Source organism: Lysobacter sp. HA18, assembly GCF_054057595.1.
This window is the reverse complement of the sequence record NZ_JBSRZL010000001.1, coordinates 764,024-787,299: the sequence shown is the minus strand read 5'-3', so window position 1 is coordinate 787,299 and position 23,276 is coordinate 764,024. Positions and strand designations below refer to the sequence as shown.

General features: G+C 66.3%; 18 protein-coding genes and 2 pseudogenes. 8 read left to right on the top strand and 12 right to left on the bottom strand.

Features of this window, described 5'->3' with window-relative positions:
• Positions 1–150 precede the first annotated feature (150 nt).
• Genes ACVWWW_RS03915 through ACVWWW_RS03880 form a run of 8 tightly spaced genes read right to left on the bottom strand, consistent with a single transcriptional unit; the run spans position 151 to position 10,505 of the window.
• Positions 151–1,422 (bottom strand): DUF445 domain-containing protein, encoded by a 1,272-nt coding sequence (locus tag ACVWWW_RS03915; RefSeq protein WP_027083792.1) that lies wholly within the window; start codon positions 1,420–1,422, stop codon positions 151–153.
• 53 nt (positions 1,423–1,475) lie between these two features.
• Positions 1,476–2,273, bottom strand: coding sequence for an NYN domain-containing protein (locus ACVWWW_RS03910; protein WP_036143178.1), 798 nt, complete (start codon positions 2,271–2,273; stop codon positions 1,476–1,478).
• Positions 2,274–2,309: 36 nt separating this feature from the next.
• Positions 2,310–5,417 carry a DEAD/DEAH box helicase family protein gene (locus tag ACVWWW_RS03905; RefSeq protein ID WP_027083794.1) on the bottom strand — a complete coding sequence of 1,036 codons (3,108 nt, stop codon included), beginning with the start codon at positions 5,415–5,417 and terminating at the stop codon, positions 2,310–2,312.
• 57 nt (positions 5,418–5,474) lie between these two features.
• Entirely contained in the window at positions 5,475–5,924 is a 450-nt protein-coding gene (locus ACVWWW_RS03900; protein WP_027083795.1) for a hypothetical protein, read from the bottom strand.
• Positions 5,921–6,880: a GIY-YIG nuclease family protein gene (locus ACVWWW_RS03895; protein WP_036143181.1), complete on the bottom strand. Its 960-nt coding sequence runs from the start codon at positions 6,878–6,880 to the stop codon at positions 5,921–5,923. The genes ACVWWW_RS03900 and ACVWWW_RS03895 overlap by 4 nt, the downstream gene beginning before the upstream one ends.
• Before the next feature lie 3 nt (positions 6,881–6,883).
• The gene (locus tag ACVWWW_RS03890; RefSeq protein WP_051235524.1) at positions 6,884–7,336 is read right to left on the bottom strand and encodes a hypothetical protein; all 453 of its coding nucleotides are present in this window, start codon (positions 7,334–7,336) and stop codon (positions 6,884–6,886) included.
• Positions 7,333–8,661, bottom strand: a complete 1,329-nt coding sequence (locus tag ACVWWW_RS03885) for a restriction endonuclease subunit S (protein WP_027083796.1) — start codon at positions 8,659–8,661, stop codon at positions 7,333–7,335. The genes ACVWWW_RS03890 and ACVWWW_RS03885 overlap by 4 nt, the downstream gene beginning before the upstream one ends.
• Positions 8,658–10,505, bottom strand: a complete 1,848-nt coding sequence (locus ACVWWW_RS03880) for an HsdM family class I SAM-dependent methyltransferase (protein ID WP_027083797.1) — start codon at positions 10,503–10,505, stop codon at positions 8,658–8,660. Before ACVWWW_RS03880 ends, ACVWWW_RS03885 begins: the two co-directional genes overlap by 4 nt.
• A 249-nt stretch (positions 10,506–10,754) precedes the next feature.
• Here ACVWWW_RS03880 and ACVWWW_RS03875 point away from each other — a divergent pair, with 249 nt between their 5' ends.
• From ACVWWW_RS03875 to ACVWWW_RS03860, 4 genes are all read left to right on the top strand, one after another.
• Positions 10,755–11,270 (top strand): hypothetical protein, encoded by a 516-nt coding sequence (locus ACVWWW_RS03875; RefSeq protein WP_196804414.1) that lies wholly within the window; start codon positions 10,755–10,757, stop codon positions 11,268–11,270.
• A 67-nt stretch (positions 11,271–11,337) separates the two neighbouring features.
• A complete protein-coding gene (locus tag ACVWWW_RS03870; RefSeq protein WP_155914434.1) occupies positions 11,338–11,619 on the top strand; it encodes a hypothetical protein in 282 nt (93 codons plus the stop codon).
• Positions 11,620–11,644: 25 nt separating this feature from the next.
• Positions 11,645–13,027, top strand: coding sequence for an ATP-dependent RNA helicase DbpA (gene dbpA, locus ACVWWW_RS03865; RefSeq protein ID WP_027083799.1), 1,383 nt, complete (start codon positions 11,645–11,647; stop codon positions 13,025–13,027).
• Positions 13,024–13,485 (top strand): YaiI/YqxD family protein, encoded by a 462-nt coding sequence (locus ACVWWW_RS03860; protein WP_027083800.1) that lies wholly within the window; start codon positions 13,024–13,026, stop codon positions 13,483–13,485. Before dbpA ends, ACVWWW_RS03860 begins: the two co-directional genes overlap by 4 nt.
• Before the next feature lie 21 nt (positions 13,486–13,506).
• Here the strand turns inward: ACVWWW_RS03860 and ACVWWW_RS03855 are convergent, their stop codons facing one another.
• The 4 genes and pseudogenes from ACVWWW_RS03855 to ACVWWW_RS03840 form a co-directional block, all read right to left on the bottom strand.
• Positions 13,507–13,791 (bottom strand): hypothetical protein, encoded by a 285-nt coding sequence (locus ACVWWW_RS03855; RefSeq protein ID WP_027083801.1) that lies wholly within the window; start codon positions 13,789–13,791, stop codon positions 13,507–13,509.
• A gap of 75 nt (positions 13,792–13,866) precedes the next feature.
• Positions 13,867–14,268: a hypothetical protein gene (locus tag ACVWWW_RS03850; protein WP_027083802.1), complete on the bottom strand. Its 402-nt coding sequence runs from the start codon at positions 14,266–14,268 to the stop codon at positions 13,867–13,869.
• 130 nt (positions 14,269–14,398) lie between these two features.
• Positions 14,399–14,869 (bottom strand): annotated as a pseudogene (locus ACVWWW_RS03845) (DJ-1/PfpI family protein); the annotation flags it as partial.
• A 24-nt stretch (positions 14,870–14,893) separates the two neighbouring features.
• Positions 14,894–16,496: pseudogene (locus ACVWWW_RS03840) on the bottom strand (catalase); the annotation flags it as partial.
• Between the two features lie 590 nt (positions 16,497–17,086).
• On the opposite strand from ACVWWW_RS03840, the gene ACVWWW_RS03835 reads away from it, so the two are divergent.
• The 4 genes from ACVWWW_RS03835 to ACVWWW_RS03820 all read left to right on the top strand — a co-directional run bounded on the left by ACVWWW_RS03835 (position 17,087) and on the right by ACVWWW_RS03820 (position 23,218).
• Entirely contained in the window at positions 17,087–18,757 is a 1,671-nt protein-coding gene (locus tag ACVWWW_RS03835) for an MFS transporter (protein WP_027083804.1), read from the top strand.
• Positions 18,754–19,908, top strand: a complete 1,155-nt coding sequence (locus ACVWWW_RS03830) for an HlyD family secretion protein (protein WP_027083805.1) — start codon at positions 18,754–18,756, stop codon at positions 19,906–19,908. Before ACVWWW_RS03835 ends, ACVWWW_RS03830 begins: the two co-directional genes overlap by 4 nt.
• Positions 19,905–21,269 carry an efflux transporter outer membrane subunit gene (locus tag ACVWWW_RS03825; RefSeq protein WP_027083806.1) on the top strand — a complete coding sequence of 455 codons (1,365 nt, stop codon included), beginning with the start codon at positions 19,905–19,907 and terminating at the stop codon, positions 21,267–21,269. The genes ACVWWW_RS03830 and ACVWWW_RS03825 overlap by 4 nt, the downstream gene beginning before the upstream one ends.
• A 68-nt stretch (positions 21,270–21,337) precedes the next feature.
• Positions 21,338–23,218, top strand: coding sequence for an MFS transporter (locus ACVWWW_RS03820; protein WP_027083807.1), 1,881 nt, complete (start codon positions 21,338–21,340; stop codon positions 23,216–23,218).
• The last annotated feature ends 58 nt before the right edge of the window (positions 23,219–23,276 follow it).

Genomic DNA, 23,276 nt, shown 5'->3' with positions numbered 1-23,276 from the left:
ACGCGGGCTACCCGCCGCGGCCGCAACCTCCACACAAACGATCGGGTCGCGGGTCGCCTTCCTGCGCGAACCCGAAGCTTTCAGCGACGCGCTACCGCGCGATAGCCGGCAGCAAGAACGAACCTCAGAACCGCCGCTGCGGGCGCGCGCTCAGCCGCCCAACCCGGCGACCTGCACGACGGCGAAGATCAGCCCGCCGATCAGCGCACCCACCGCGGTGCCGTTGTAGCGGATGAACTGCAGGTCGCTGCCGACCGCCAGCTCCATCTCGCGCGTCATTTCCTCCGCGTTCCAGCGATGGATGCGTTCGACGATGAACGTGCGGATGCTGTCGCGATGCTCGTCGATCAGCGGTTCGATCGTCTCGCGCACGCCGCTGCTGATCCACGCGCGCATGTCCGCGTCATCGAGCAGGCGTGCGCCGACCTCCGCGATGCCGCGCGCCACGCGATCGGCGATCACCGAATCGGGCTTGGCCGCGTCCTCGTGCACCCACTGCACCACGTCCATCAGCAACGCACGCACGTAGGTCGCGAACTCGTCGCCGTCGAGCAGGCGGTCGCGGTACTCGGCAATATCGTCGCGCAGTCGTTCGTCGCTGCGTAGGCGCACCACCAGGTCCTGCACCTGCCGCTCGACGTACTGGCGCATCTCGTGGTCGGGGTCTTCGGCCATCTCGCCGATCAGGTCGATGCCCGCCGAGATCAAGCGGTTCGCCGCGTACGCATCCGCGCCGAGCCAACTCATCACCCGCCCCACTTCGCGCCCCACGCGGCGCTTTACCTCGTCCTGCACCTCCGGGGATTGCAGCTTCTCCGACACGAAGCGCAGCAGGTCCGTCACCAGCGCCTGGTGCCGGCCGTCCGCGGTGAAGCGCTCGATGCCGAGCGCCGCGAGCCCCGACAGATCGAGCCTGCGCAACTTGTCGCGCGAAAGGTCGTGCACGAAGCGCAGCAGGCGCTCGTCCGACAGCACATCCAGAAACCGCGACGCACCGCGCGCGACCACGCGCCCCACCTTCTGCGCCGTCACCGGATCCGCAAGCCGACGCGCCAGCGCGCCGCCGATGTCGACCTCGCGCAACTTCTCCGCCACCTGCTCGCGCCCGAGGAAATGGTTGCAGACGAAATCCGCCAGGCTCTCGCCGATGGCGTCCTTGCGCGTGGGAATGATCGCCGTGTGCGGAATCCAGCGCTGCCCGAGCGGATGGCGGAACAACGCGACGACGGCGAACCAGTCGGCGAGCCCACCGACAAGCGCGGCCTCGGCCATGGCGGCGAGGAGGCTGAGGGACCAGTGCGGCGTGTGCTGCTGCGCGATGCGTGCTGCGAGCAGGACGAGCGCGGCGAAGATGAGCAACGCGGCGGCGATGCGCTTGCGGCGGTGGAGAGCGGCGACGCGGGGGTCGGTTTCGGGCGTCATCGCATGAGCCTAGCAACCTCGTCGATTACGGCGGAGCGATGAAGGTCGCGGCCTCAGCCTAGTAGACGCGCATACAAAGATGGGCCCTGACCGCCGGGTCCCGATCGCTCTTCAAGTCGAAACGCCTTCGGATGAAGTCGCAGAAGGTCGCTCAACTTCTTCTTGCCATACAGCCGCGGGTCGAAGTCGGATCGAATTTTGTTGAGGTAGTGCCCCACCGCACCCAAGTGCGCCCACCCTTCTTCGTCGGACGCCTCGTCGATGGCCTGACGGATCAGGTCCACCGGTACGGGCAAAGGCGCCGTGGGTGCGACCACTGGCTGCGGGGCGGCCGGCGCGGGCTTCGCCGCCGACTTCGACATGTTCACCGCCGCGGCTGGCGCAGGCAGCTCCGCCCGCAACACTTCCGTGTAGATGAACTTGTCGCAGGCGGTCCGGAATGCCTCGGGCGTCTTGCGCTCGCCAAAGCCGTATACGGTCAGGCCTTCCTCGCGTAACCGCTGCGCCAGCCGAGTGAAGTCGCTATCACTGGACACAAGACAGACGCCGTCGAATCGACGCGTGTACATCAGGTCCATCGCGTCGATGATCAGCGAGCAATCGGTGGCGTTCTTTCCCGTCGTGTATGCAAATTGCTGCACCGGCTGGATGGAGTGCGTCAGAAGCGCTTTCTTCCAGCTGGATTGCTGATTCGAGGTGAAATCGCCATAGATCCGCTTCACGCTCGCGACCCCGTACTTCGCGACCTCATCGAGCAACCCCTCGATCACCAACGGCTGCGCGTTGTCGGCGTCGATGAGAACAGCCAAGCGGCGAAGTCCATCGTCGTGCGAATGCAGGCGAGTTTTCATGAGGGTACCGTTCCAGTTAGAGGTCGCGATACACGGCTACGGCGCTGCAGCGCGCGCCTGCCCTTTGGCTCTGAGCATCTCGTACAGCTGCCCGGGGCCCAAGAGGAAGTCGAGCAGCCCTTCGCGCAGGCGCTCCGAATTGATCGCCTCGGTGCTCATCGCGGTATGTGCGCCTTCGGCATCGATGATCGCGTCCATCAGCGCGGCACGCAGGTCCGGTGAATTCGCAAACTGTGACTTGCTGTTGACTACCGACTGCTCGAGCAAACGTTCGTTCTCAGCCAGCTTCCCCTTGATCACGCCATTGACGTAGACCAGCTTGTCGCCGTCGCTAACCTGCGACTCGAACAGGCCGTTGACCTTCTCGATGATCTCCGCGAGATAGGCTTGCTCCTTCTCCTGGACGTGGCCGCTGCCCGCGGCATCCATTGCGGGCAGCTTGTAGCCGCCATCGGCGTTGAGACTCATCGCCTGCTTGCCGCCACTTCGCAGCGTGTGATGCGTCAGCACCACCTTCGACAGGTCGACCGTGTCGCGTTCGCGTCCGAACTCCAGCAAAGGCAGCAGGCGCTTGTAGAACAGGAAGCGCTTTTCGATCGCGGTATTGCCGTAGTCGAACATCTGCGACAGGAACGCATAGACGCGGTTGAACGTACCGAGATCGCCCTTGAAGAGCATCAGCGCGTCGAGCGCGTCCTTGGCAGTCTGAGCAGCTGAGGAATTACCGGCGGCTTCGGCGGCGGCCCGATCCTGCTGGGCGGCCTTGTAGCGTTTGAGGAGGCGATCGGCGACGGGCTGGATCGCCGCCGCGAGTTGGGCCTGCTTCGCGTTCGGATCAAGTTCGACCTTCGCGACGCGGTCCACCTCGAACTCGTCGTAGTGGCCGCTCGCGTCGAGCTTCGCGCGCAGGTCGTAGACGAGATTTGGATCTGTCGCGGCCTCCAGCTCTGCCGACTCGTAGTACGTCTTGAACGCCTGCAGCACTTCCGCCGGATCGTTCTGGAAGTCGAGGATGTAGGTGGTGTCCTTGCCCGGGTGCGCGCGATTCAGGCGCGACAGCGTCTGCACCGCCTGGATGCCGGCAAGGCGCTTGTCCACGTACATGCCGCACAGCAGCGGCTGGTCGAAGCCGGTCTGGAACTTGTTCGCTACCAGCAACAGGTGGAACTCCGGCCGCGCGAGCGCCTCGCGGATATCGCGGCCGTTGAGCGTCGGATTCAGCGCCTTGCTGGTCTCGCTTACGGGATCGGGATAGCTCGCCGGGTCATCGATCTCCCCCGAGAACGCGACCAGCACGCCCAGCGCATAACGCTGGCGCTCGATGTATTCGCGGATCGCCTTCTGCCAGCGCACGGCTTCGAGGCGCGAGCCGACCACCACCATCGCCTTGGCTTGCCCATCGAGCAGCGGCTGCACGTTCTCGCGGTAGTGCTCGACAACCACCTGCACTTTGGCCGCGATGTTGTACGGGTGCAGGCGGACCCACTGCATGATCCCCTTCATCGCGGTGCTGCGTTCGACCTCGGTGTTGTCGAACTCCTGCCCGTTGTGGGCCAGCCGGAACGCGAGGTCGTACGGCGTGTAGTTCTTCAGCACGTCGAGGATGAACCCCTCCTCGATCGCCTGCCGCATCGAATACACATGGAACGGCTGCGGCAGCCCGTCGGGCCCGGGCCGGCCGAACAGTTCCAGCGTCTTCGCCTTCGGAGTGGCGGTGAACGCCACGTAGGTCAGACCCGACGATGCACTGCGCGCGCCCATCTGCGCGGCGAGCATCACTTCGGTATCGACTTCACCGCCGTCCTGCAGATCGGCCCATTCCTGCGCGCTGAGCAACTCCTTCAGCTTGGAGGCCGACTGCCCCGTCTGCGAGCTGTGCGCCTCGTCTGCGATCACCGCGAACCGCTTGCCTTCCGTCGCAGCCAGTTCCTGCACGGCCTGCAGCGCGAACGGAAAGGTCTGGATCGTGCAGACGATGATCTTCTTGCCGTCCTTCAGCGCCTGCCCCAGCTGCGCGCTTTTGGCGCCGCGCTCGCTGGTGATACTGGCCACCACGCCGGCGTTGCGCTCGAAGTCGAAGATGGCTTCCTGCAGCTGCGCGTCCAGCACGGTGCGGTCGGACACCACCAGCACGCTGTCGAACACCTTCTTCCGCTCGGCGTCGTGCAGGTCGGCGAGGAAGTGCGCGGTCCATGCAATCGAGTTGGTTTTGCCCGAGCCGGCCGAATGCTGGATCAGGTAACGCTCGCCCACGCCGTTCCCGCGCACGTCGGCTACGAGCTTTCGCGTGGCGTCCAGCTGGTGATAGCGCGGAAAGATCACCGCTCTGATTTGCTTCTTCTCGTCGCGCTTGCCGATCAGGTAGCGGCCAAGGATCTCCAGCCAGCCGTCGCGCGCCCAGACCTCTTCCCACAGGTAGCTGGTCGCGAAGCCCTCCGGGTTCGGCGCATTGCCCGCGCCGCCATCGTTGCCGCGGTTGAACGGCAGGAAGGATGTCTCCGTACCCGCCAGCCGCGTGGTCATCATTACTTCGGCCTGGCTCACCGCAAAGTGGACGAGTGCGCCACCGGGGAAGGACAGCAACGGTTCGACACGCCCGCCTTTCGGCTGCGGGTTGCGGTCGTGCCGGTACTGGTCCACCGCGTCCCCCGCGCACTGGGTGAAGTCCGACTTCAGCTCAGCCGTAGCGACTGCGACGCCATTGACGAACAGCACCAGGTCGATCGCTTCCAGCGGGTTGTTGAGCGAATGCCGCACCTGCCGCACCACACGCAGGCGGTTGGCCTCGTACGCGGTGCTGATGGCTTCATTCATCGCCAGTGCCGGCTTGAACTGCACCAGCGACAGCGGCGCCTTCAGGCCAAGCATCTCCACGCCGTGGCGCAGTACGTCCAACGTACCGCGCTCGTCCAGGCTCTTGCGCACGCGCTGCGCGAGGCGGTCGCGCAGCTGCGGGCCGTGCGTTTTGACGAGGCGATGCCAGCTATCGGGCTGGGTGGCTTCGATCCAGGCCAGCAGATCGGGCAAGAAAACCGTGCTCTCACGGTCGTACTGCGCGGCGTCGCCTTCGGCGTAGAGCCAGCCGTGCGCGGCGAGGTGGTCGCAGATCTCGCGCTCGAAATGGACTTCCTGATGCAGGCTCATACCGGCTCCTGTTCGGATAGAAATGGAATCGCCTGCTGGCGGCCCAAAGCCGTAGCGTCACTCGGCGTCATCTGCCATTCCACCGCTCTGGCAATTGCCCATTGCGGCTGACGTATAGGAACCGGCCAACGCCAGAACCTCAACGACGACGTGCTGCACGACGGCATCTTCGTACACCGGAACCTCATCGTCGCGGCCGACATCTATCCACTCCATGCCATCCGCGGTCTGCAGTGACAGCGCCTGCTGCATTGCCGTCGCCAGCTGGAAAATGGCGCCGCGGGCAGCCTGCTCCAGAGTCAGCCGATAGCTCTCCCACTCCAGCGATTCACCGCTTTGGACCTGCACACAGATCTCATCCCACGCCGTAGAGCGGCCTTCATCCATCGCCCCGGGCAGCCCGTTCAAATGCGCGACGACGGACGCAACCACGTTTGCGCTTGCCAGCCGAGCGATATCGGTCACTAGTCGGTCGAGGACGGCACACTCGCGACGCAGATCAGTCATACGCTGACATCGATTGATGTTCTGGCTTCCGCAGCCGCTTCCAGCGGCTTCATCTCGTGCTCCCACAGCGTGACGCTGTTGGCGTCCCGCCATTCCAGTGGCCCGTTCGCAGTGCGGCCGAGCACGCACGCCGCCGCCGCGCTGGGCGACTTGAAAAGCGTGTCCCTCACAAAGCGCAGCCGCGCCCCTTCGGCCGCTAGCGCCCCCTCCTGTATCAGCTGCTCCCGCTGCCGGTAATACCCAGTCGGCTGGAAGGAAGACACCGCCTCGGCGCGCGCCGTTGATCCGGCAAGGACCACGAACCCCTCATTGGTGTAGATCCCGCGCGCCTCAGCCTCCCGACCCGCACAGAAGTACAAGCGTCGGGCTTCCAGTTCCGTCGGCATAGGCTCCGGCTGCTCGTGCAGTACAGCGCCCTCAGCAACGATCGGCTCGAGAGCACGGCGCGCTACAGCTTCGAACAAGGGATAGCCGAGCGTGGCCAGTAGCACGCGAATCGTCTCGTGTATCTCCGTGCAGTCCGCGAGCAACGGTGGCGGCGTGTGCGGCCGGCCTCCAGCGTTTCCGTTCTCCAAAACGTAGCGCGCCGCCTTCTGCGCCTTCTGGATTGAAAGCCACTCCAGAAAGCTCGCATGTGTGTTGGTCAGGCTGTTTGTAAGCGAAAGTGCGATAACGGCGCGATTCCAGAAGTCCTTGTGCGCGTTGTGTTGTGCGAGACGCGTGCGGAGAGAGCCTGTCTGGCCGATATAAGTCATGGGCCGACCACTGGCCTCGTCCTCACCAAATAGGAAATAGACGCCCACCTGTTCCGACTCTGGCGCCGCCAGGAACTCGGCCAGGTCACTTCGTGGCACTTCGATCACTCTCACGATGCGAGTCGTGATCTCCGCCACCCGAATACCCTGTGGATCGCCAGTGGGCAGGAAAATCTGGATCGTCTGCGGATGCGGCTTCATTGCTCAGGCTCCGAACGGCTTGCTCAGGAGATTGACGAGGATGCCGCGGCCGAACTCCATTGCGGTCTTGCCGGCCCGCATCCACGCGGACGGTGGCTCGGCGAGTTGCGGCAGGTAGGCGGTGCAGCCGGTCTTGAAATGGAAGTGTCTCGCCATGAACCACAACTCGGCGGCGATCGCTTCTTCGGGCGCACCGATGCCATGTAGACGAACGTAACGCTCAAGTGCAATCGCGGCGAGCATTTCGCCCTCGACAATGCTCTCGCGGCGCGGATCGCCCTGCCAGTGGGCGCGCACAGTGCCGCGCTCCTCGTCCCAGTCCGATTCGTCGACTGGCAGGATCACCGTCCCGTCCTGCAAAGAACGCGCGCCATCCGCGCCTTCGTACTGCTCACGGTCGTACAGCGGCAAGAGGCTGGCGAGGAAGGCGACGATCGCCGTGCTTTTCTCGGTCATGCAGCGCAACCTTGAGAGACGTAGTCGCGCACGTCGATCTGGCCGGTGACCGCGGCGGTAACCAGCGCATTTCGGCGCTCGCGCAATAAGCCGACGGCAGTTACCGAACGGAGACGAACCCTCTCCAACTTTTCAAGCTCCGATTCGACAACATCAATCGTCCTCTGCTGTTCCTCGAGAGGCGGGGCCGTGATCGGCAGGCAAGCAATGTCGTCAAGGCTGAGCTGGACCTTGGTACCGCCGTAACCCTGGGTGGCCAGGTACGTGGCGCCCACGCGCGACAACGTTGCATACGCCACCCATTTCGGCAGAAGCCTGGAACCCTGCAGGCGAGCAAGCGCGACGTGCTGGCTGACGTATGCCGCTTCCAGCCGCTCCGGAACAACTGCAACAGATCCCAAATACGCAGTGATTGAGAAGAGGACGTCGCCCGGCTCGACCTTTGTGCGCTCGCCCTCTGAACCTACAGGTGGAGCAACACGCTGGATATCGCCAAGGTCCAGCTCCACGCGATCTCGTGTGAGATTCCCAATTCGGAGGAACAGCGCACCTTGGTCAGCGTAGTGCTCTGCCCATCCGCGGGAGCCACTAGTCAGAAATGCAAGATCACGCTTTAACGTCAGCATGTCCCAATGCGCCGGCACATCACCCAGCCACGGGATGCCGGAGTCCTTCATCGGGACGTTGGGGTTGAGACCGCGGGTGACGGCGTGGGAGATGGTCGCCTGGCGCTTTTCGGCCAGCAGCGCCAGCAGCTTTTCCTGCTCGGCGATCAGCGCGTCGATCTTGGCGGTTTCGCGAGCGAGGAAACTCGCAATACTCCGCTGCTCCGCCACAGTGGGAACCAGTACCGGCAAACGCTTTACGTCGTCGTACTTCATCGACTGCCGTAGTCCGCCACCCATGGAATAGAAGACCTTGCTCAGGTCGTAGCTTCGAAGGAGATGGGAGAAGTAGCCGCTATCGATGTCCTGCGGCTCGATGGCTAGATACGCCGACGTAATGATCCCGACTTCCAAAACTGGCGCAGTACGAAGGCTCCGCTTGTCGTTCTGCAGATCGGTCAGCCGAAATACGACATCCCCCGGCCGCACAATCTGATAGGTCTCGAACGATTCTGGAAGCAAACCGTCGTTGGACGCCATGTCCTTTTGGACAATACGTCCATAGCTTAGGGAAAGAAGGTTTGCTTCTTTCATTCCATGATTCGATTCGTACCGCTCGCGCGCAATTCCGAGTAACGGCGTCACCTGCCATTCGCTCGGTATGGTCCCGATCCATGGCACGCCGCTGTGCTTGTACTCCGCATACTTCGGCAAACTCATTCCGCCAGCTCCCCCAGCATCCGCATGATGTTCCCGGCGACCTGCTTCAGCTCCGCGTCAATTTCCTCAAGCGAACGCGGCGGCTCGAACACATAGAAGTGGCGGTTGAACGGGATCTCGTAGCCGACCTTGCTCTTGGCCTCGTCGATCCACGCATCAGGTGCGTGCGGCAACACCTCACGCTCGAAGTACGCGCGGATGTCCTCACCCAGCGGCACGTTCTCGGTATCGCGCAGGCTGCTGTCGGGTTGCGGCTGCCCCTTCTGTTTGCCCTTAGCGATCAGCAGGACGTTGCCGGCGGGGTCGCGTTGCGGGCGCTCGACGATGATGGTGGTGTAACCGAATGCCTCGTTGCAGAACCGGCGTGCCAGAGGCGCGCGTTTCACCTTTCCGCCCTGCGGCGCTTCAGGTACGGTGTCGCCATCGCGCAGCACGTGGCGCGCTGTTTCCTTGCCTTCGCTATTCAGCACGGTGACTAGGTCGGCCTCGGCGAAGCCACCGAACAAACGGGTGACCTCGGCGATGTGTGCGTCGCCCATTTCCTTGCGCTTACTGCCGAGGCTCTTGCGCATCTTCTGCCAGAAGGTCCCGGCATCGATCAGCTGCACGTACCCACGCCGATGTGCCGGCTTCTTGTTGGAGACGATCCAGACATAGGTCGCAATGCCGGTGTTGTAGAACATGTCGGTGGGCAGGCCGATGATCGCCTCCACCAGATCGTTCTCCAGCAGGTAGCGGCGGATCTCGCTTTCACCGGAACCAGCGCCACCTGTGAACAGTGGCGAGCCGTTGAGCACGATGCCGAACCGGCTGCCGCCCTCGCCATTCACCACGGGCGCCATCTTGGCGACCAGGTGCAGAAGAAAGAGCATCGATCCGTCGGACACGCGAGGCAGCCCAGGGCCGAAGCGTCCGTCGAACCCCTTCTGCTCGTGCTCGGCGCGAACGACCTTCTCGACTTTCTTCCACTCCACGCCGAAAGGCGGGTTGGACAGCATGTAGTCGAAGTGGCGTCCCGCGTGGCCGTCTTCGCTCAGGGTGTTGCCCGGCACGATGTTGGCGACGTTCTGCCCGCGGATCAGCATGTCTGCCTTGCAGATGGCATAGGACTCGTCATTGAGTTCCTGCCCGAACAACGTGAGGCGTGCCGCCGGGTTGTGCTCCAGCAGGTGCTCGGCCGCGACGGACAACATGCCGCCGGTGCCTGCGGTGGGATCGTAGATGGTGCGCACCACTGCGTAGCCCGGTGTCAGCACCTCGTCGTCCTCGATGAAGATCAGGTTGACCATCAACCGGATCACTTCGCGCGGCGTGAAGTGCTCGCCGGCCGTCTCGTTTGAAAGTTCGGCGAACTTGCGGATCAACTCCTCGAAGACATGCCCCATCTGCGCGTTGTCCACGCGGTCGGGGTGCAGATCGATGTTGGCGAACTTCTCGGTCACCAGATACAGCAGCCCCGCCTTCGCGAGCCGCTCCACCTGCGCGTGGAAGTCGTAGCGCTCGAAGATGTCGCGCGCCTCGAGCGAGAAGCCCTCGATGTACGCATAGAGGTTCTGGCGGATGTGGTCCTGATCGCCCAGTAGCGTCGGCAGGTCGAGCTTCGACGTGTTGTAGAACCCGGCAGCGCCCACGACACGCTTGAGGAACGGCTCGGGATTGACGCCGGCGGCCGTGCGCTTATCGAACTCCGCCAGCACCTTGGCTTTGGTGGGCGCCAAGACGCAGTCGAGGCGGCGCAGCACGGTGAACGGCAGGATGACCGTGCCGTATTCGTGCGGCTTGTAGTCGCCGCGGAGAAGGTCGGCGACCGACCAGATGAAGGCGGAGAGGTTCGTGGAGTTCATCAGCGACCGGAATGGCATGAGCGCGCCAGACGGGCCCGCGACCCGCCCATAGTGCCGTTGCTCGTCTCACGGGGCGAGCCGAACCGGTTGAGTCGGCTGACCGAGTCTGCAAAACTCCGCCCCGCTCCACCGCCAACACGACGTTCGGCGACAACTCATCAAAGACCGCAGGGAAGGCGGCGGGGCTTCGAGCCCGGGTCGGCATACGCCGGACGGGCAACCCATCACATGGAATGCAAAGGAACGCACGTGAGTAATCAGAATCTTTTGAGCCTGCCCTTGCCCGATAGCCAGCTGATGGCGATCGACAATCTCTTGACCGACCTCGAAGCGCAGCTCGCAGGGCTCGGGTCCATGGAGGCGGAAAAGCGCAAGTCGCTGGCGCGCATGGGCGGCAAGAGCGAGGCGTTCTGCCGGCAGACGTTGTCGGTACTCGAGCAGAACCCGCAGATCGTGCCGCCCAGCCTGAAGCTGGCCGAGGTGCGCGCCGATCTCGATGCGATCGACCGCCTTCGCCCGCGCCTGCAGCGCCTGCAGCGGCTCACCGAGCGCGCGCAGGACTCGGAGACGATGCTCGGCAGCGACGTGATGAGCGCGGCACTGCAGGGCTATGCGCTGCTGAAGGTGGCCGGCAAGAACCAGGGGCTGGAAGGCCTGCGCAAGGACCTGGGCGCGCGCTTCGCCAAGGTGGCGCGCGCAGCGGCCGAGCCTTCCGCGCCGATCGGCCCGGTGGTGCCGCCGATCAGGACGTCCGAACCGGCCTGATCCGCCGACTTGTTGGTGTGTCACGGAAAGCCGCAGCGATGCGGCTTTTCGCGTTTCTGGCGGCGTGGTGGGTGTCGACGCAGCGGCACCGGGCGCGGCGCGCGGCGCATTTTCCGCCATCGCTGCGGTGGTGGGCGCGTCGCGTGCCGCTATATGCGCCACGGCCGCCCTCACGCGCCGCACGCGTGGCGCTTTTTTCGCCATGCGTGGCGCGCATTGCGGCACGGCTGCCGCGCCGCGCGGCTCGCATGCCGTGCAGCGCGCCGGCGATGTCGCGTGCCGGCTCGGCGTCGCCTCGCATGAAACGGCCGCCCAATCGCACCGCGTCGCCCACGCCCACCGGGGCTGAACCGACCCGCCCCGTATCATGTGGCATGACCGAAGCCGTCGAATTCTCCGATCTCGCCCTCGACCCCACGCTGTTCGCCGGACTCGCCGCGGCTGGCCACACGCGCATGACGCCGGTGCAGGCGCGCAGCCTGCCGGCGTTGCTGGACGGCCGCGACGTCATCGCGCAGGCGCCCACCGGCAGCGGCAAGACGGTCGCGTTCGGGTTGGGGCTGCTGCACCGGCTCGACGTGTCGCGCATCGCGCTGCAGGCGCTGGTGCTCTGCCCCACGCGCGAGCTAGCCGACCAGGTGGCGCGCTCGCTGCGCAAGCTCGGCACCGGCATGCCCAACCTCAAGCTGCTCACGCTCACCGGCGGCGTGGCGCTGGCGCCGCAGCTGGCGTCGCTGGGGCACGCGCCGCATGTGGTGGTCGGCACGCCGGGGCGCGTGCAGGAGCTGCTGCGCAAGAAGGCGCTGAACCTGCGCGACGTGGGCGTGCTGGTGCTGGACGAAGCCGACCGCATGCTCGACATGGGGTTCGAGGAACAGATCCGCGAGATCGTGAAAGCCACGCCGCGCTCGCGGCAGACGCTGCTGTTCTCGGCGACGTTCCCCGATGCGATCCGCGAGGTTGCGCAGGCGTCGATGCGCGAACCCGTGGAAGTGCATGTTCGCGACGAGAGCGATGCGCCGGCGATCGAGCAGCGCTTCGTCGAGGTCGAGCCCGCGCAGAAGGTCGCCGCGCTTGCGGGTGCATTGCTCGCACAGTCCGACGGCCGCGCGGTGGTGTTCTGCAACATGCGGCGCGATGCGGATGAAGTGGCCTCGTCGCTCGCGCACCTGGGTTTCGACGCGCTCGCATTGCACGGCGACATCGAGCAGCGCGACCGCGAGGAAGTGCTGGTGCGCTTCGCCAATGGAAGTTGCGACGTGCTGGTGGCCAGCGACGTGGCCGCGCGCGGGCTGGATATCGACGACCTCGGCCTGGTGGTGAATTACGACGTGCCGAGCGACCCCGACACCTACGTGCATCGCATCGGCCGCACCGGTCGCGCGGGGCGTGGTGGCGTTGCGCTCACGCTGTGCACCGGTCGCGAGCGTTCGCGGCTTGCGGCCATCGAAACCGCGTTGGGCATTGATGCCGTTCTGCGCAAGCCGTCGCTCGCGCCGTTGCGCAATGGCGTGGGCCGTCGCGCACTGATGAATACGCTGCGCATCGACGGCGGCCGCACCGACAAACTGCGCCCCGGCGACATCGTCGGCGCGCTCACCGGCGAAGCGGGCCTGCCCGGCGATGCGATCGGCAAGATCGACGTGTTCCCCACGCGCAGCTACGTGGCAGTGAAGCGCGAGCACGCGGCGCGTGCGCTGTCGCGCCTGCAGGAAGGCCGCATCAAGGCCAAGCGCTTCCGCGTGCGCCGCATGTGAGCGACGAAGCGCCGCGCATCTGGGTCGACGCGGACGCCTGCCCGGGCCCGGTGCGCGACATTCTGGTGCGTGCGGCGAACCGCGCGCAGGTGCACGTGGTGTTCGTCGCGAACCAGTGGATCCGCCTGCCGACGTCGCCGTGGCTGCGTGCGATCCAGATGCCGCAGGGGCCGGACGTGGCCGACAACGAAATCGCGTCGCATGTGCGCGCGGGCGACCTGGTGGTGACGCAGGACATTCCGCTGGCCGCGCGTGCGATCGAAGCCGGTGCGACGGCGATCAATCCGCACGGCGTGGTGTTCACGAAAGACACCATCGCCGAGCGACTCTCCATGCGGAACTTCATGGACGAGTTGCGCGGGGCCGGCGTGCAGACCGGCGGGCCGGCGCCGTTCCACGCGCGCGACCGCCAGGCGTTTGCGGCGGGTATCGATCGGTGGTTGGCGCGACGTCGCTGACGGACGTCGCGTAAGGCCGCGTCAGGCGGCGACGAACTGCGCGAGTTGTCCGCTGCCTGCGATCAGCAGGCCGATCACCGGCAGGCAGGCGAGCATCGCGCGCGGCGTGCGCATCGGCGACACACCGGCCTGCGCGAGCAGCGCGCCGATGAAGACGCCCGGAAACAGGTTCATCGCGATCGCCCAGCTGCCGCCTACGAGCAGGCTGACCAGCGCGGTCATGCCGCTGATGGCGGTGGCGGTGATCAGCGGCGACAGAGCATCGGTCGCGGCGATCGGTCGGATTTCGGCATCGAGAAAGCGCATGACGCTATCGATACCCCGACGTCGGTGTAGATAACGTTACGCCCGGGTGAGCCGACGGGCGCAACGCCATGCCACTCAAGGGTTTCGCGACGCAGCGAGCAGTTCGGCGCCGGCCTGCGGGGCCCGCCTGAACAGGTTCACCGCGAACAGCAGCAGCGCGAGAAGCACCAGCACTGAGCCCGGGCCCACCACCGGCCCGGCCCACGAGCGGCCGGCGATCGAACCGTAGATGCCGATCGGCAGCAGCACCGCGCCCAGCGTGTGGGTGACGTAGTGCGCGGTGACCATGCGCCCGGCGAGGTCGGGCCGCGAGTTGTAGAACAGGCCCGCGACCATCATCAGCACGCCGCCGACGAGGTTGAGGTGCGCATGCACCGGCGCGTAGGTGAAGTTCTGGCTTGCGCCCATGACCATGCCCATCACGATGCCGCCCAGCAGGAGCAGGATGCCGGTGCGCAGGAACAGCGTGCCCTTCATGGAGACTCCCCTGACGCGCCGGATGGCGCGCCGGAATCATCCGATGGCGACGGCCGCTGCGGAGGCCGTCCATCGGCACGCAGCGCCGCCATATCGACCGCGCCCGCCATTGCGACGGGCGCGGCACAGGTCACACGCGCGGCGGATCGGTCTCGCGGTCCCAATGGCGATGCATGGCGACGGCCTGCACGAAGGCTTCAAGCGCCGCGTCGACATCACCGCCGTCCATCAACAGCAGGCCGGGGTCCGGCGAGCCGTCGGGCAGATCGGTCGGCAGGCCGGCGGCGGCGACGAGCCGCTGCGATTCGCCGAGCGCGAGGATGGTCTTGCAGTGGCGGTACTGATCCTTGAGGCCTTCCAGCGTGCGCCCGTTCGCGAGCAGCGTGTCGACCGCGCCAGCGCCATCGGGCAGCACGATCGCGTCGAACAGGAACGCCGGTTCGTTCTCGAGCGAGGCATCGGCATCGAGCACGCCGCCATCGGACGTGCGCACCGGGCCGATGCGCGGGCCGACCAGACGCGGCACCGCGCCTTCGTCGAGCAATGCCGCCTGCATCGCGGTGACCGATGCACCGTCCACACCATCGGCGACGACCAGCGCGATCTGCCGCGTGCGGATGCTGCCGTCGCCGGGACGCGCGAGTAGCGATAGCGCATCGGAACTCGTGACCTCGGGCTTGGGCGCCTTCGCGAGCACCGGCGGCATCGGTTCCGGCACGTCCATGCCAAGGCCTGCAGCAACGCCCTCGGCCAGCATGTCCGACACGTTGGCGAGCATCGATACCACGCGTTCGCGCACGGCCGGCACCGTCACCTTCGAGAGCTCGAAACGGAACGCCGCGATGATGTGCGCCTGCTCGATCGGCGTCTGGCTGTCGAAGAACAGGCGCGCCTGGTTGAAGTGTTCGGCGAACTTCTCGGGCTTGCCGCGTACTTCGTTGCCTTCCACCGGTTCGGGGAACGCGACGAAACCCGCGCCGCCCGCCTGGAACGGACAACCGCCTGCAAGACTGTTGGGCTCGTACGACACGCGGCCGCCGATTGATCGCCTGGCGATGGAAGCCGTCGCGCTGGTTGTTGTGGATCGGCGCGATCGGCGCGTTGATCGGAATCTCGTGGAAGTTCGGCCCACCAAGACGCGTGAGCTGTGTATCGACGTACGAATGGATGCGCCCGGCGAGCAACGGATCGTTGGTGAAGTCGATGCCCGGAATGACGTGCGCGGTGCAGAACGCGACCTGTTCGGTCTCAGCGAAGAAGTTGTCGGGATTGCGATCGAGCACCATGCGGCCGACCGCGCGCACCGGAACGAGTTCTTCCGGCACGATCTTGGTCGCATCGAGCACGTCGAAACTGAATTGCTCGGCCTGTTCCTCGGTGAACACCTGCAGGCCGAGTTCGTACTCCGGGTACTGCCCGGCTTCGATCGCTTCCCACAGGTCGCGACGGTGATAGTCGGGATCGGCGCCGGAAATCTTGACCGCTTCGTCCCAGACCAGCGAATGCGTGCCGAGCACCGGCGTCCAGTGGAACTTGACGAAGACGGCGCGGCCCTTCGCATTGACCATGCGGAAGGTGTGCACGCCGAAGCCCTGCATGGTGCGATAGCTGCGCGGGATCGCGCGGTCGCTCATCTGCCACAGCAGCATGTGCGTAGATTCGGGCATCAGCGACACGAAATCCCAGAACGTGTCGTGCGCGCTCGCCGCCTGCGGCATCTGGTGATGCGGCTCGGGTTTGACGGCGTGCACGAGGTCCGGGAACTTCATCGCGTCCTGGATGAAGAACACCGGGATGTTGTTGCCAACGAGATCCCAGTTGCCCTGCTCGGTGTAGAACTTCACCGCGAAGCCGCGTACGTCGCGCGCGGTGTCCTTGCTGCCGCGCTCGCCGGCCACGGTGGAGAAACGCACGAACACCGGCGTGCGCTTGCCTGCGGCCTGGAACGGCGCGGCCATCGTGATGTCGGTGATCGGCTCGTACGCTTCGAAGAAACCGTGCGCGCCCGAACCGCGCGCATGCACGATGCGTTCGGGAATGCGCTCGTGGTCGAAGTGCGTGATCTTCTCGCGCAGGATGAAGTCCTTGAGCAGCGCGGGACCGCGCAGGCCGGCCTTCAGCGAGTTCTGGTTGTCAGAAATCGGCACGCCCTGGTTGGTGGTGAGCGCCTGACCGGTCGAATCGACGCGCACGCGATCGAGCGGATCCACCGTCGGGTTCTCGCCGATGCCGGCGGGCGCACCGGCCTTGTCGTTGACGTTGACCTCGGTGAGCGTGCTGGCGCCGACGATGGGTTCGATGTCGACGTGGTCGCCTTCGGGCGCGATCGGAATCGCGCCGCGCTTTGCGTGTTCGGCCGCCTTCGCCGTGTTCATCGGCATCGCGGCCGCGACCTGCTGCGTCTGCGCCATCTTTTCGGCCGCTGCATCACCGGTGCCGCTCGGCGGACCCTTCGCACTGCCGCTGTCCGTCTTGCGTGCGGCGGCCTTGCCCGCGGTTTTACTCGCCTTGCTCGCGCTGGTGGACGCTGTCTTGCGGCCGCTCGTCTTCTTCGTCGCCATCGTGTCGCTCCTGTGCGGCACGGCGCCGCGACGCGCAGGCTAGGAGTGCCGCTGTGACGGCAGCTTGATTCGGCGACGACAACGGCCGCTTGCTTCGATGCATCGCACGACGCACGCACGCCTCGCGCTTCCAGTTCGCATTGCTCGACGACGACGCGTTCGCGCGTCGCTGCAACACGGCGCTTCGCCGCTTGCTTTCACGATCTGCCGTCGCAACGCGGCCTACTGTCGCGGCCTCCGCACCATCGCGGCTTTCGATGCCCGGACCGGACGCGCGACAAACCTACGTCTTCAAACCGCACGAGCGTCCGCTGCTGCCGGGTTCGCCCGCCACGCCCGAGCACCCGATGCCGCGCCGCATCGCGTACGCCGCGATCGGCGTGCTCATCGCAGTCACTGCGGGCTTCAGCAACGGTCTCCTGGTCGCGAACCTCCCGCAGATACAAGGCGCACTCGGGCTGACATCGGTCGAAGGCGGCTGGTTGAGCGCGGCGTATTCGATGACCAACGTCTGCACGAGTTTCGTGCTGATCAAGTTCCGACAGCAGTACGGCTTGCAGCGCCTGACGCGCGTGTTCCTCACCGGCTTCGTCGCGCTCAGCGGCCTGCAGCTCATCGTGCACACCTACGGCGGCGAGATGGCGATGCGGCTCGCGGCGGGCGTGATCGCCAGCGGATTCACGCCGCTCGGCTTCTTCTACATCATGCAGTCGATGCCGGCGGCCGCGCGCATGTCGGGAATGATCATTGGCGTCGGGCTCGGGCAGGTCGCATTGCCGCTGGCGCGCGCGATCTCGCCGATGCTGCTCGCCAACGGCAGCATCGAAACGCTCTACATGTTCGAGTTCGGCCTGAGCCTGCTGTGCCTCGGCTGCGTCGCGTTGTTGCGACTGCCGCCCAGCGACACGGTGCGCGTGTTCGAACCGCTCGATGCGCTCACGATCGCGTTGTTCGCGCCGGGCATCGCGCTGCTCACCGCGGTTCTGGTGCAAGGGCGCATCGTCTGGTGGACGACGCCGTGGATCGGCTACGCGCTCGCCGCATCGGTGGTGCTGATCGGCGCCGCGTTGCTGGTCGAACATCACCGCGCCAACCCAATGCTCAATACGCGCTGGATCGGCAGCCGCAACATCCTGCGATTCGCCGCGGCGGCGGCCGTCATGCGCGTGCTGCTGTCGGAGCAGAACTATGGTTCGGTCGGCCTGCTCACCACCGTCGGCATGGGCCAGGACCAGCTGGTGAAGTTCTGGTCGGTGGTCGCGCTGGCCACACTGTTCGGTCTGGCCGCCAGCATCAAGAACCTCGACACGCGCGACCTGTTGCGCCCGGTGGTGACGTCGACCGCCTTGATCGGCCTGGTCGCTCTGTTCGACGCGCACGCCAGCAATCTCACGCGACCAGCCAACCTCTACATCACGCAGGCGGTGATGTCGTTCGCGGCGATCTACTTCATCGGCCCGATGATGATGACCGGCGTGCTGCGTGCGCTCGCGCGCGGGCCGAATCACATGGTCAGCTACTCGGCGGTGTTCGGCATTTCGCAGACGCTGGGCGGCCTGGGCGGCGGCGCGCTGCTCGGCACGTTCCAGATCATGCGCGAGCGTTTCCACTCGAACGAACTCGTGCAGGGCCTGCTGCCCACCGACCCGCTGGTGAGCGGCCGGCTGCAGACACTCGGCGCGGCCTACGGGCGCGTGCTCGGCGACCCGACGCTACGGCAGGCCGAAGGCGGCGTGCTGCTTTCACAGCAGGTCACGCGCGAGGCGAACATCCTCGCGTTCAACGACATGTTCCTGCTGATCGGAGCGATCGCCTGCGTCGTGCTCGTCTGGCTCGGCGGGCGCTGGGTCTACCTGCGCACGCACGGCATCAATCCGCTGGCCGAGGAATTGAGTGCACTGCAGAAGATGAGGGCCAGCCAGCAATGACCGAAGGCCGCGAGCCGGCGCACGACGCCCCGTCGAAACCGCGACTCGACGACCCGATCGAGACCGGCGCCGTGCCCTCGTCCGACTCGCGCGGCTGGTCGCCACCGCGCAACGGCCCGTGGCTGACGGTGCTGTTCGCCGCATTGCTGGTCGCCGGCGCGTGCGTCGTGTTGTACGCATGGGACCTGCCGCCGTTCCGCCACAACGCGCAGGTGACCGACAACGCCTACGTGCGCGGGCAGACCACGATCATCGCGCCGCAGGTCAACGGTTACGTCACCGAAGTGCTGGTGCAGGACTTCGTGCAGGTCAAACGCGGGCAGCCGCTGGTGCGCATCGATGACCGCATCTACCGGCAGCGCGTGCAGCAGGCCGAAGCGAATCTCGCATCACAACGCGCGGCGCTCGCGAACTCGTTGCAGAGCCGGCGCGCAAGCGAGGCGACGGTGAGCGGGCAGTCGGCCGCGGTGGCGAGCGCGCAGGCGCAGCTGCAGCGCGCGCAGGCCGACATGCGCCGTGTCGATGATCTCGTCGCCGAAGGTTCGGTGTCTCTGCGCGAGCGCGACCAGACACTCGCCGCATTGCGGCAGGCCGAAGCCGCGGTGCGTCAGGCGCAGGCGCAACGCAGCGTGGCGAGCGAGCAGGTGCGCACGGTCGAAGTGGGACGCGGAAGTCTGGAGGCGGCGGTGGCGAGCGCGCAGGCCGCGTTGCGGCTCGCGCAGATCGATCTGGAAAACACGGTCGTGCGCGCGCCACAGGCAGGCCAGGTGAGCGAGGTCGGCGTGCGGCTCGGGCAGTACGTCACCGCGGGTTCGCAATTGTTGTTCCTCGTGCCGTCCAACGTCTGGGTGGTGGCGAACTACAAGGAAGCGCAGACCGCGCGCATGGCGCCCGGGCAACGCGCGACGTTCCGTGTCGATGCACTCGGCGGTGCGATGCTCAACGGGCGCGTGCAGCACCTTGCGCCTGCCGCCGGCAGCGAGTTCGCAGTGATTCGCCCCGATAACGCGACCGGCAACTTCGTGAAGGTGCCGCAGCGCATCGCGGTACGCATCGCGATCGATCCGGGCCAGCCGCTCGCCGCGCGCCTGCGGCCCGGCATGTCGGTGGAGGCCAGCGTCGACACGCGTTCGAATGGGGGCGGTCGTTGAAGGTCGCCGCAGCCGCGATGCTTGCGACGCTGCTTGCCGGTTGTGTCGGCCCGATGCCGCGCGCACCGGATGCGGCCCACGTGCAACCACCGGTCGCGTGGCGCACGTCGGTCGGGCCGACGATCCCGGCGACGACGACGTGGTGGACGCATTTCGGTGATCCGGTGCTGACGCAGCTGGTCGAGCAGGCGTTGGCGAACAATCCCGACGTGGCAATCGCGGCGGCACGCGTCGCTGAAGCGCGCGCGCAGGAACGCGTCGCGCGTTCGCAGTTGCTGCCGTCGCTCGATCTCGGCGTGTCGGCATCGCGTTCGCGCAGCCTGAGTGCGCTCGGACGCGCGACTGAAAGCACGGTGGCGCAACCGGTGTTCCAGGCGGCGTATGAAGTCGACCTGTCGGGTCGATTGCGCGATCAGGTCGAAGCGTCGAGAGAGACGACGCTCGCGACCGATGCCGCGCGCGAAGCGACGACGCTGTCGGTCGCGGCGGCGACGGCGAGCGGCTACATCACGTTGCGCTCGCTCGACGCGCGGCTCGACGTCGCGCGCACCACGCTGAAGACCCGCGCCGAGGCACTGCGCATCGCACGGTCGCGCGCGCAGGCCGGCTACACGTCGCAGCTGGAACTGCGTCAGGCGCAAGCGGAGTTCGAAGCCGCGGCGCAGATCGTTCCGCAGGTCGAACTGGCGATCGCGCGTCAGGAGAACGCATTGCACGTACTCGCCGGCACGCCACCCGGCCCGGTGCCGCGCGGTCTGCCGCCATCGCAACTGCTGCCGCCGCCGGTGCCGGAAGGCCTGCCGTCGGACCTGCTGCGACGACGGCCGGACATCGCGCAGGCGGAATACACGCTGGCCGCGAGCGACGCGAACCTCGCCGTCGCACGTGCGCAGTTCCTGCCGCAGGTGCGTCTCGCCGCGACCGCCGGCGGCCTGTTCACGCGCGCCCTGCCCGACCCCATCGCCATCTGGTCGATCGGCGGCAGCATCCTCGCGCCCTTGTTCAACGGCGGACGACTGCGCGCGCAGGCCGATGTCGCCGCTTCGCGTCGCGACCAAGCCGCGTTCGCCTACCAGCGCACGGTGCTCAACGCGTTCCGCGAAGTCGACGACGCGCTCGCCGCCACGGTGTCGCTCGCACAGCAACGCTCCGCGCTGCAAGCCGAAGTCGACGCGCTCACCGACGCGCTGCGTCACGCGACCAATCGCTACCAGGCGGGCTACACGTCCTACCTCGAACAGCTCGACGCGCAGCGCGCGCTGCTCAACGCGCAGCTCGCGCTGGTACAGGCACGCGCCGACGAGCTCAATGCGCGCGTCGCGCTGTTCCAGGCCATGGGCGGCGGTTGGACGATGCAGTGACGCGCGAGGCGAGGCGAAACTACGCGGCGCTCTGCTAGGCTCCGGCCCGTCCCGGGGGAGACCAGCGCATGGCGCACAACCAGTTCCAACTGCTCGGCCAGCGCCGATTCGCGCCGTTCTTCGCCACGCAGGCGATCGGCGCGTTCAACGACAACGTCTATCGACAGGCGATCATCGGCCTGCTCGCGTTCCTCGCGGTCGGCACGGCGCAGACGACGCTCTACGCCAACCTCGCGCCGGCGATCTTCATCGTCCCCTTCTTCATGTTCTCCGCGTTGGCGGGGCAGATCGCCGAGAAGTACGAGAAGTCGCGACTGATCCGCGCGGTGAACCTGTTCGGCATCGCGGTGATGGCGGTGGCGGCAATGGGCTTCGCGCTCAAGAGCCTGCCGGTGCTGATGGTCGCGCTGTTCCTTACGGGTGTGCACGCCACGCTGTTCGGGCCGGTGAAGTACTCGATCCTGCCGGCGGTGCTCGAGCCGCAGGAACTCACCGGCGGTAATGGCCTGGTCGAGATGGGCACGTCGGTGGCGATCCTGCTCGGCATGCTCGCCGGCGGCGGCATCTTCGCGATGGGTCATGCGGATGCGCCGATGATCGCTGCGGGCGCGGTGGTGCTGCTCGCGGTGCTGGGCTACATCACCAGCCGTTCGATCCCGCGTTCCGATGCGAACGCGCCGGACCTTCGCATCAGCTTCAATCCGTTCCCTGAATCAGTGCGCATCATCCGCATGGCGCGCAAGCAGCTCGCGGTGCGCAATTCCATCCTCGGTGTCTCGTGGTTCTGGTTCGTCGGCACGATGCTGACGTCGCAGCTGCCCGCGTATGCGGACGTCAACCTCGGCAACGGCGCGCTCTACCTGTTCGCGCTCGCGCTGTTTTCGGTCGGCACCGGCATCGGCTCGGTGCTGTGCGAGAAGCTTTCGGCGCGCACGGTGGAAATTGGGCTGGTTCCGGTCGGTGCGTTCGGCATTACCGCGTTCCTGCTCGATCTCTACTTCGCACGCACGGGCGCACCGCCGGCGACGGGCCTCGCGCTGCGTGAGTTCTTGCATGCGCCGGGCGGCGTTCGCATCGCGATCGCGCTCGCAGGCGTCGGCCTGTCCGCCGGCATCTTCGTGGTGCCGCTGTTCGCGCTGATCCAGAGCCGCACGCCGAAGAGCGAGCTGTCGCGCGTGATCGCGGCGATGAACATCCAGAACTCGGTGTTCATCGTCATCGCGGCATTGAGCGCGATCGCACTGCAGCGCTGGCTGCACTGGACGATCCCGCAGCTGTTCCTCGCGCTCGCGATCGCGAACGCATTGGTGATGATCTGGATCCTCAGCATCGTTCCCGAATTCGCGATGCGCTTCCTCAGCTGGGTGCTGGTGCGCTCGCTGTACCGACTGCGCTCGCGCGGCATCGAGAACATTCCCGACGAAGGCGCGGCGCTCATCGTCTGCAACCACGTCAGCTTCATGGACGCGCTGATCCTCGCCGGCAGCATTCCGCGGCCGGTGCGCTTCGTCATGTACTACCGCATCTTCAACGCGCCGCTACTGCGCTGGATCTTCCGCACCGCGAAGGCGATCCCGATCGCCGGCGCACGCGAAGACCCCGCACTCATGCAGAAGGCATTCGACGAGATCGACGCCGCACTGGCCGAAGGCGAACTGGTCGGCATTTTCCCCGAAGGCGGGCTGACCAAGGACGGCGACATCGCGGCGTTCAAGTCGGGCGTCGAGAAGATCCTCGAACGCCGCGCGGTACCGGTGGTGCCAATGGCGCTGCGCGGCATGTGGTCGAGCATGTGGAGCCGTCGCGACGATCGCCTCGGCCGCGCCCGCCTGCCGCGTCGCGTGCGCGCGCATGTGGACGTCATCGCCGACGCACCAGTCGACGGCGCCACCGCCACGGCCGATTCGCTGGAAGCCCAGGTGCGTGCGCTGCGCGGCGACGCGGCCTGATCGACGCGCCCTGCTAGCATCGACCCCGACGTTTCAAACTCCGACCCGACAGGACGAC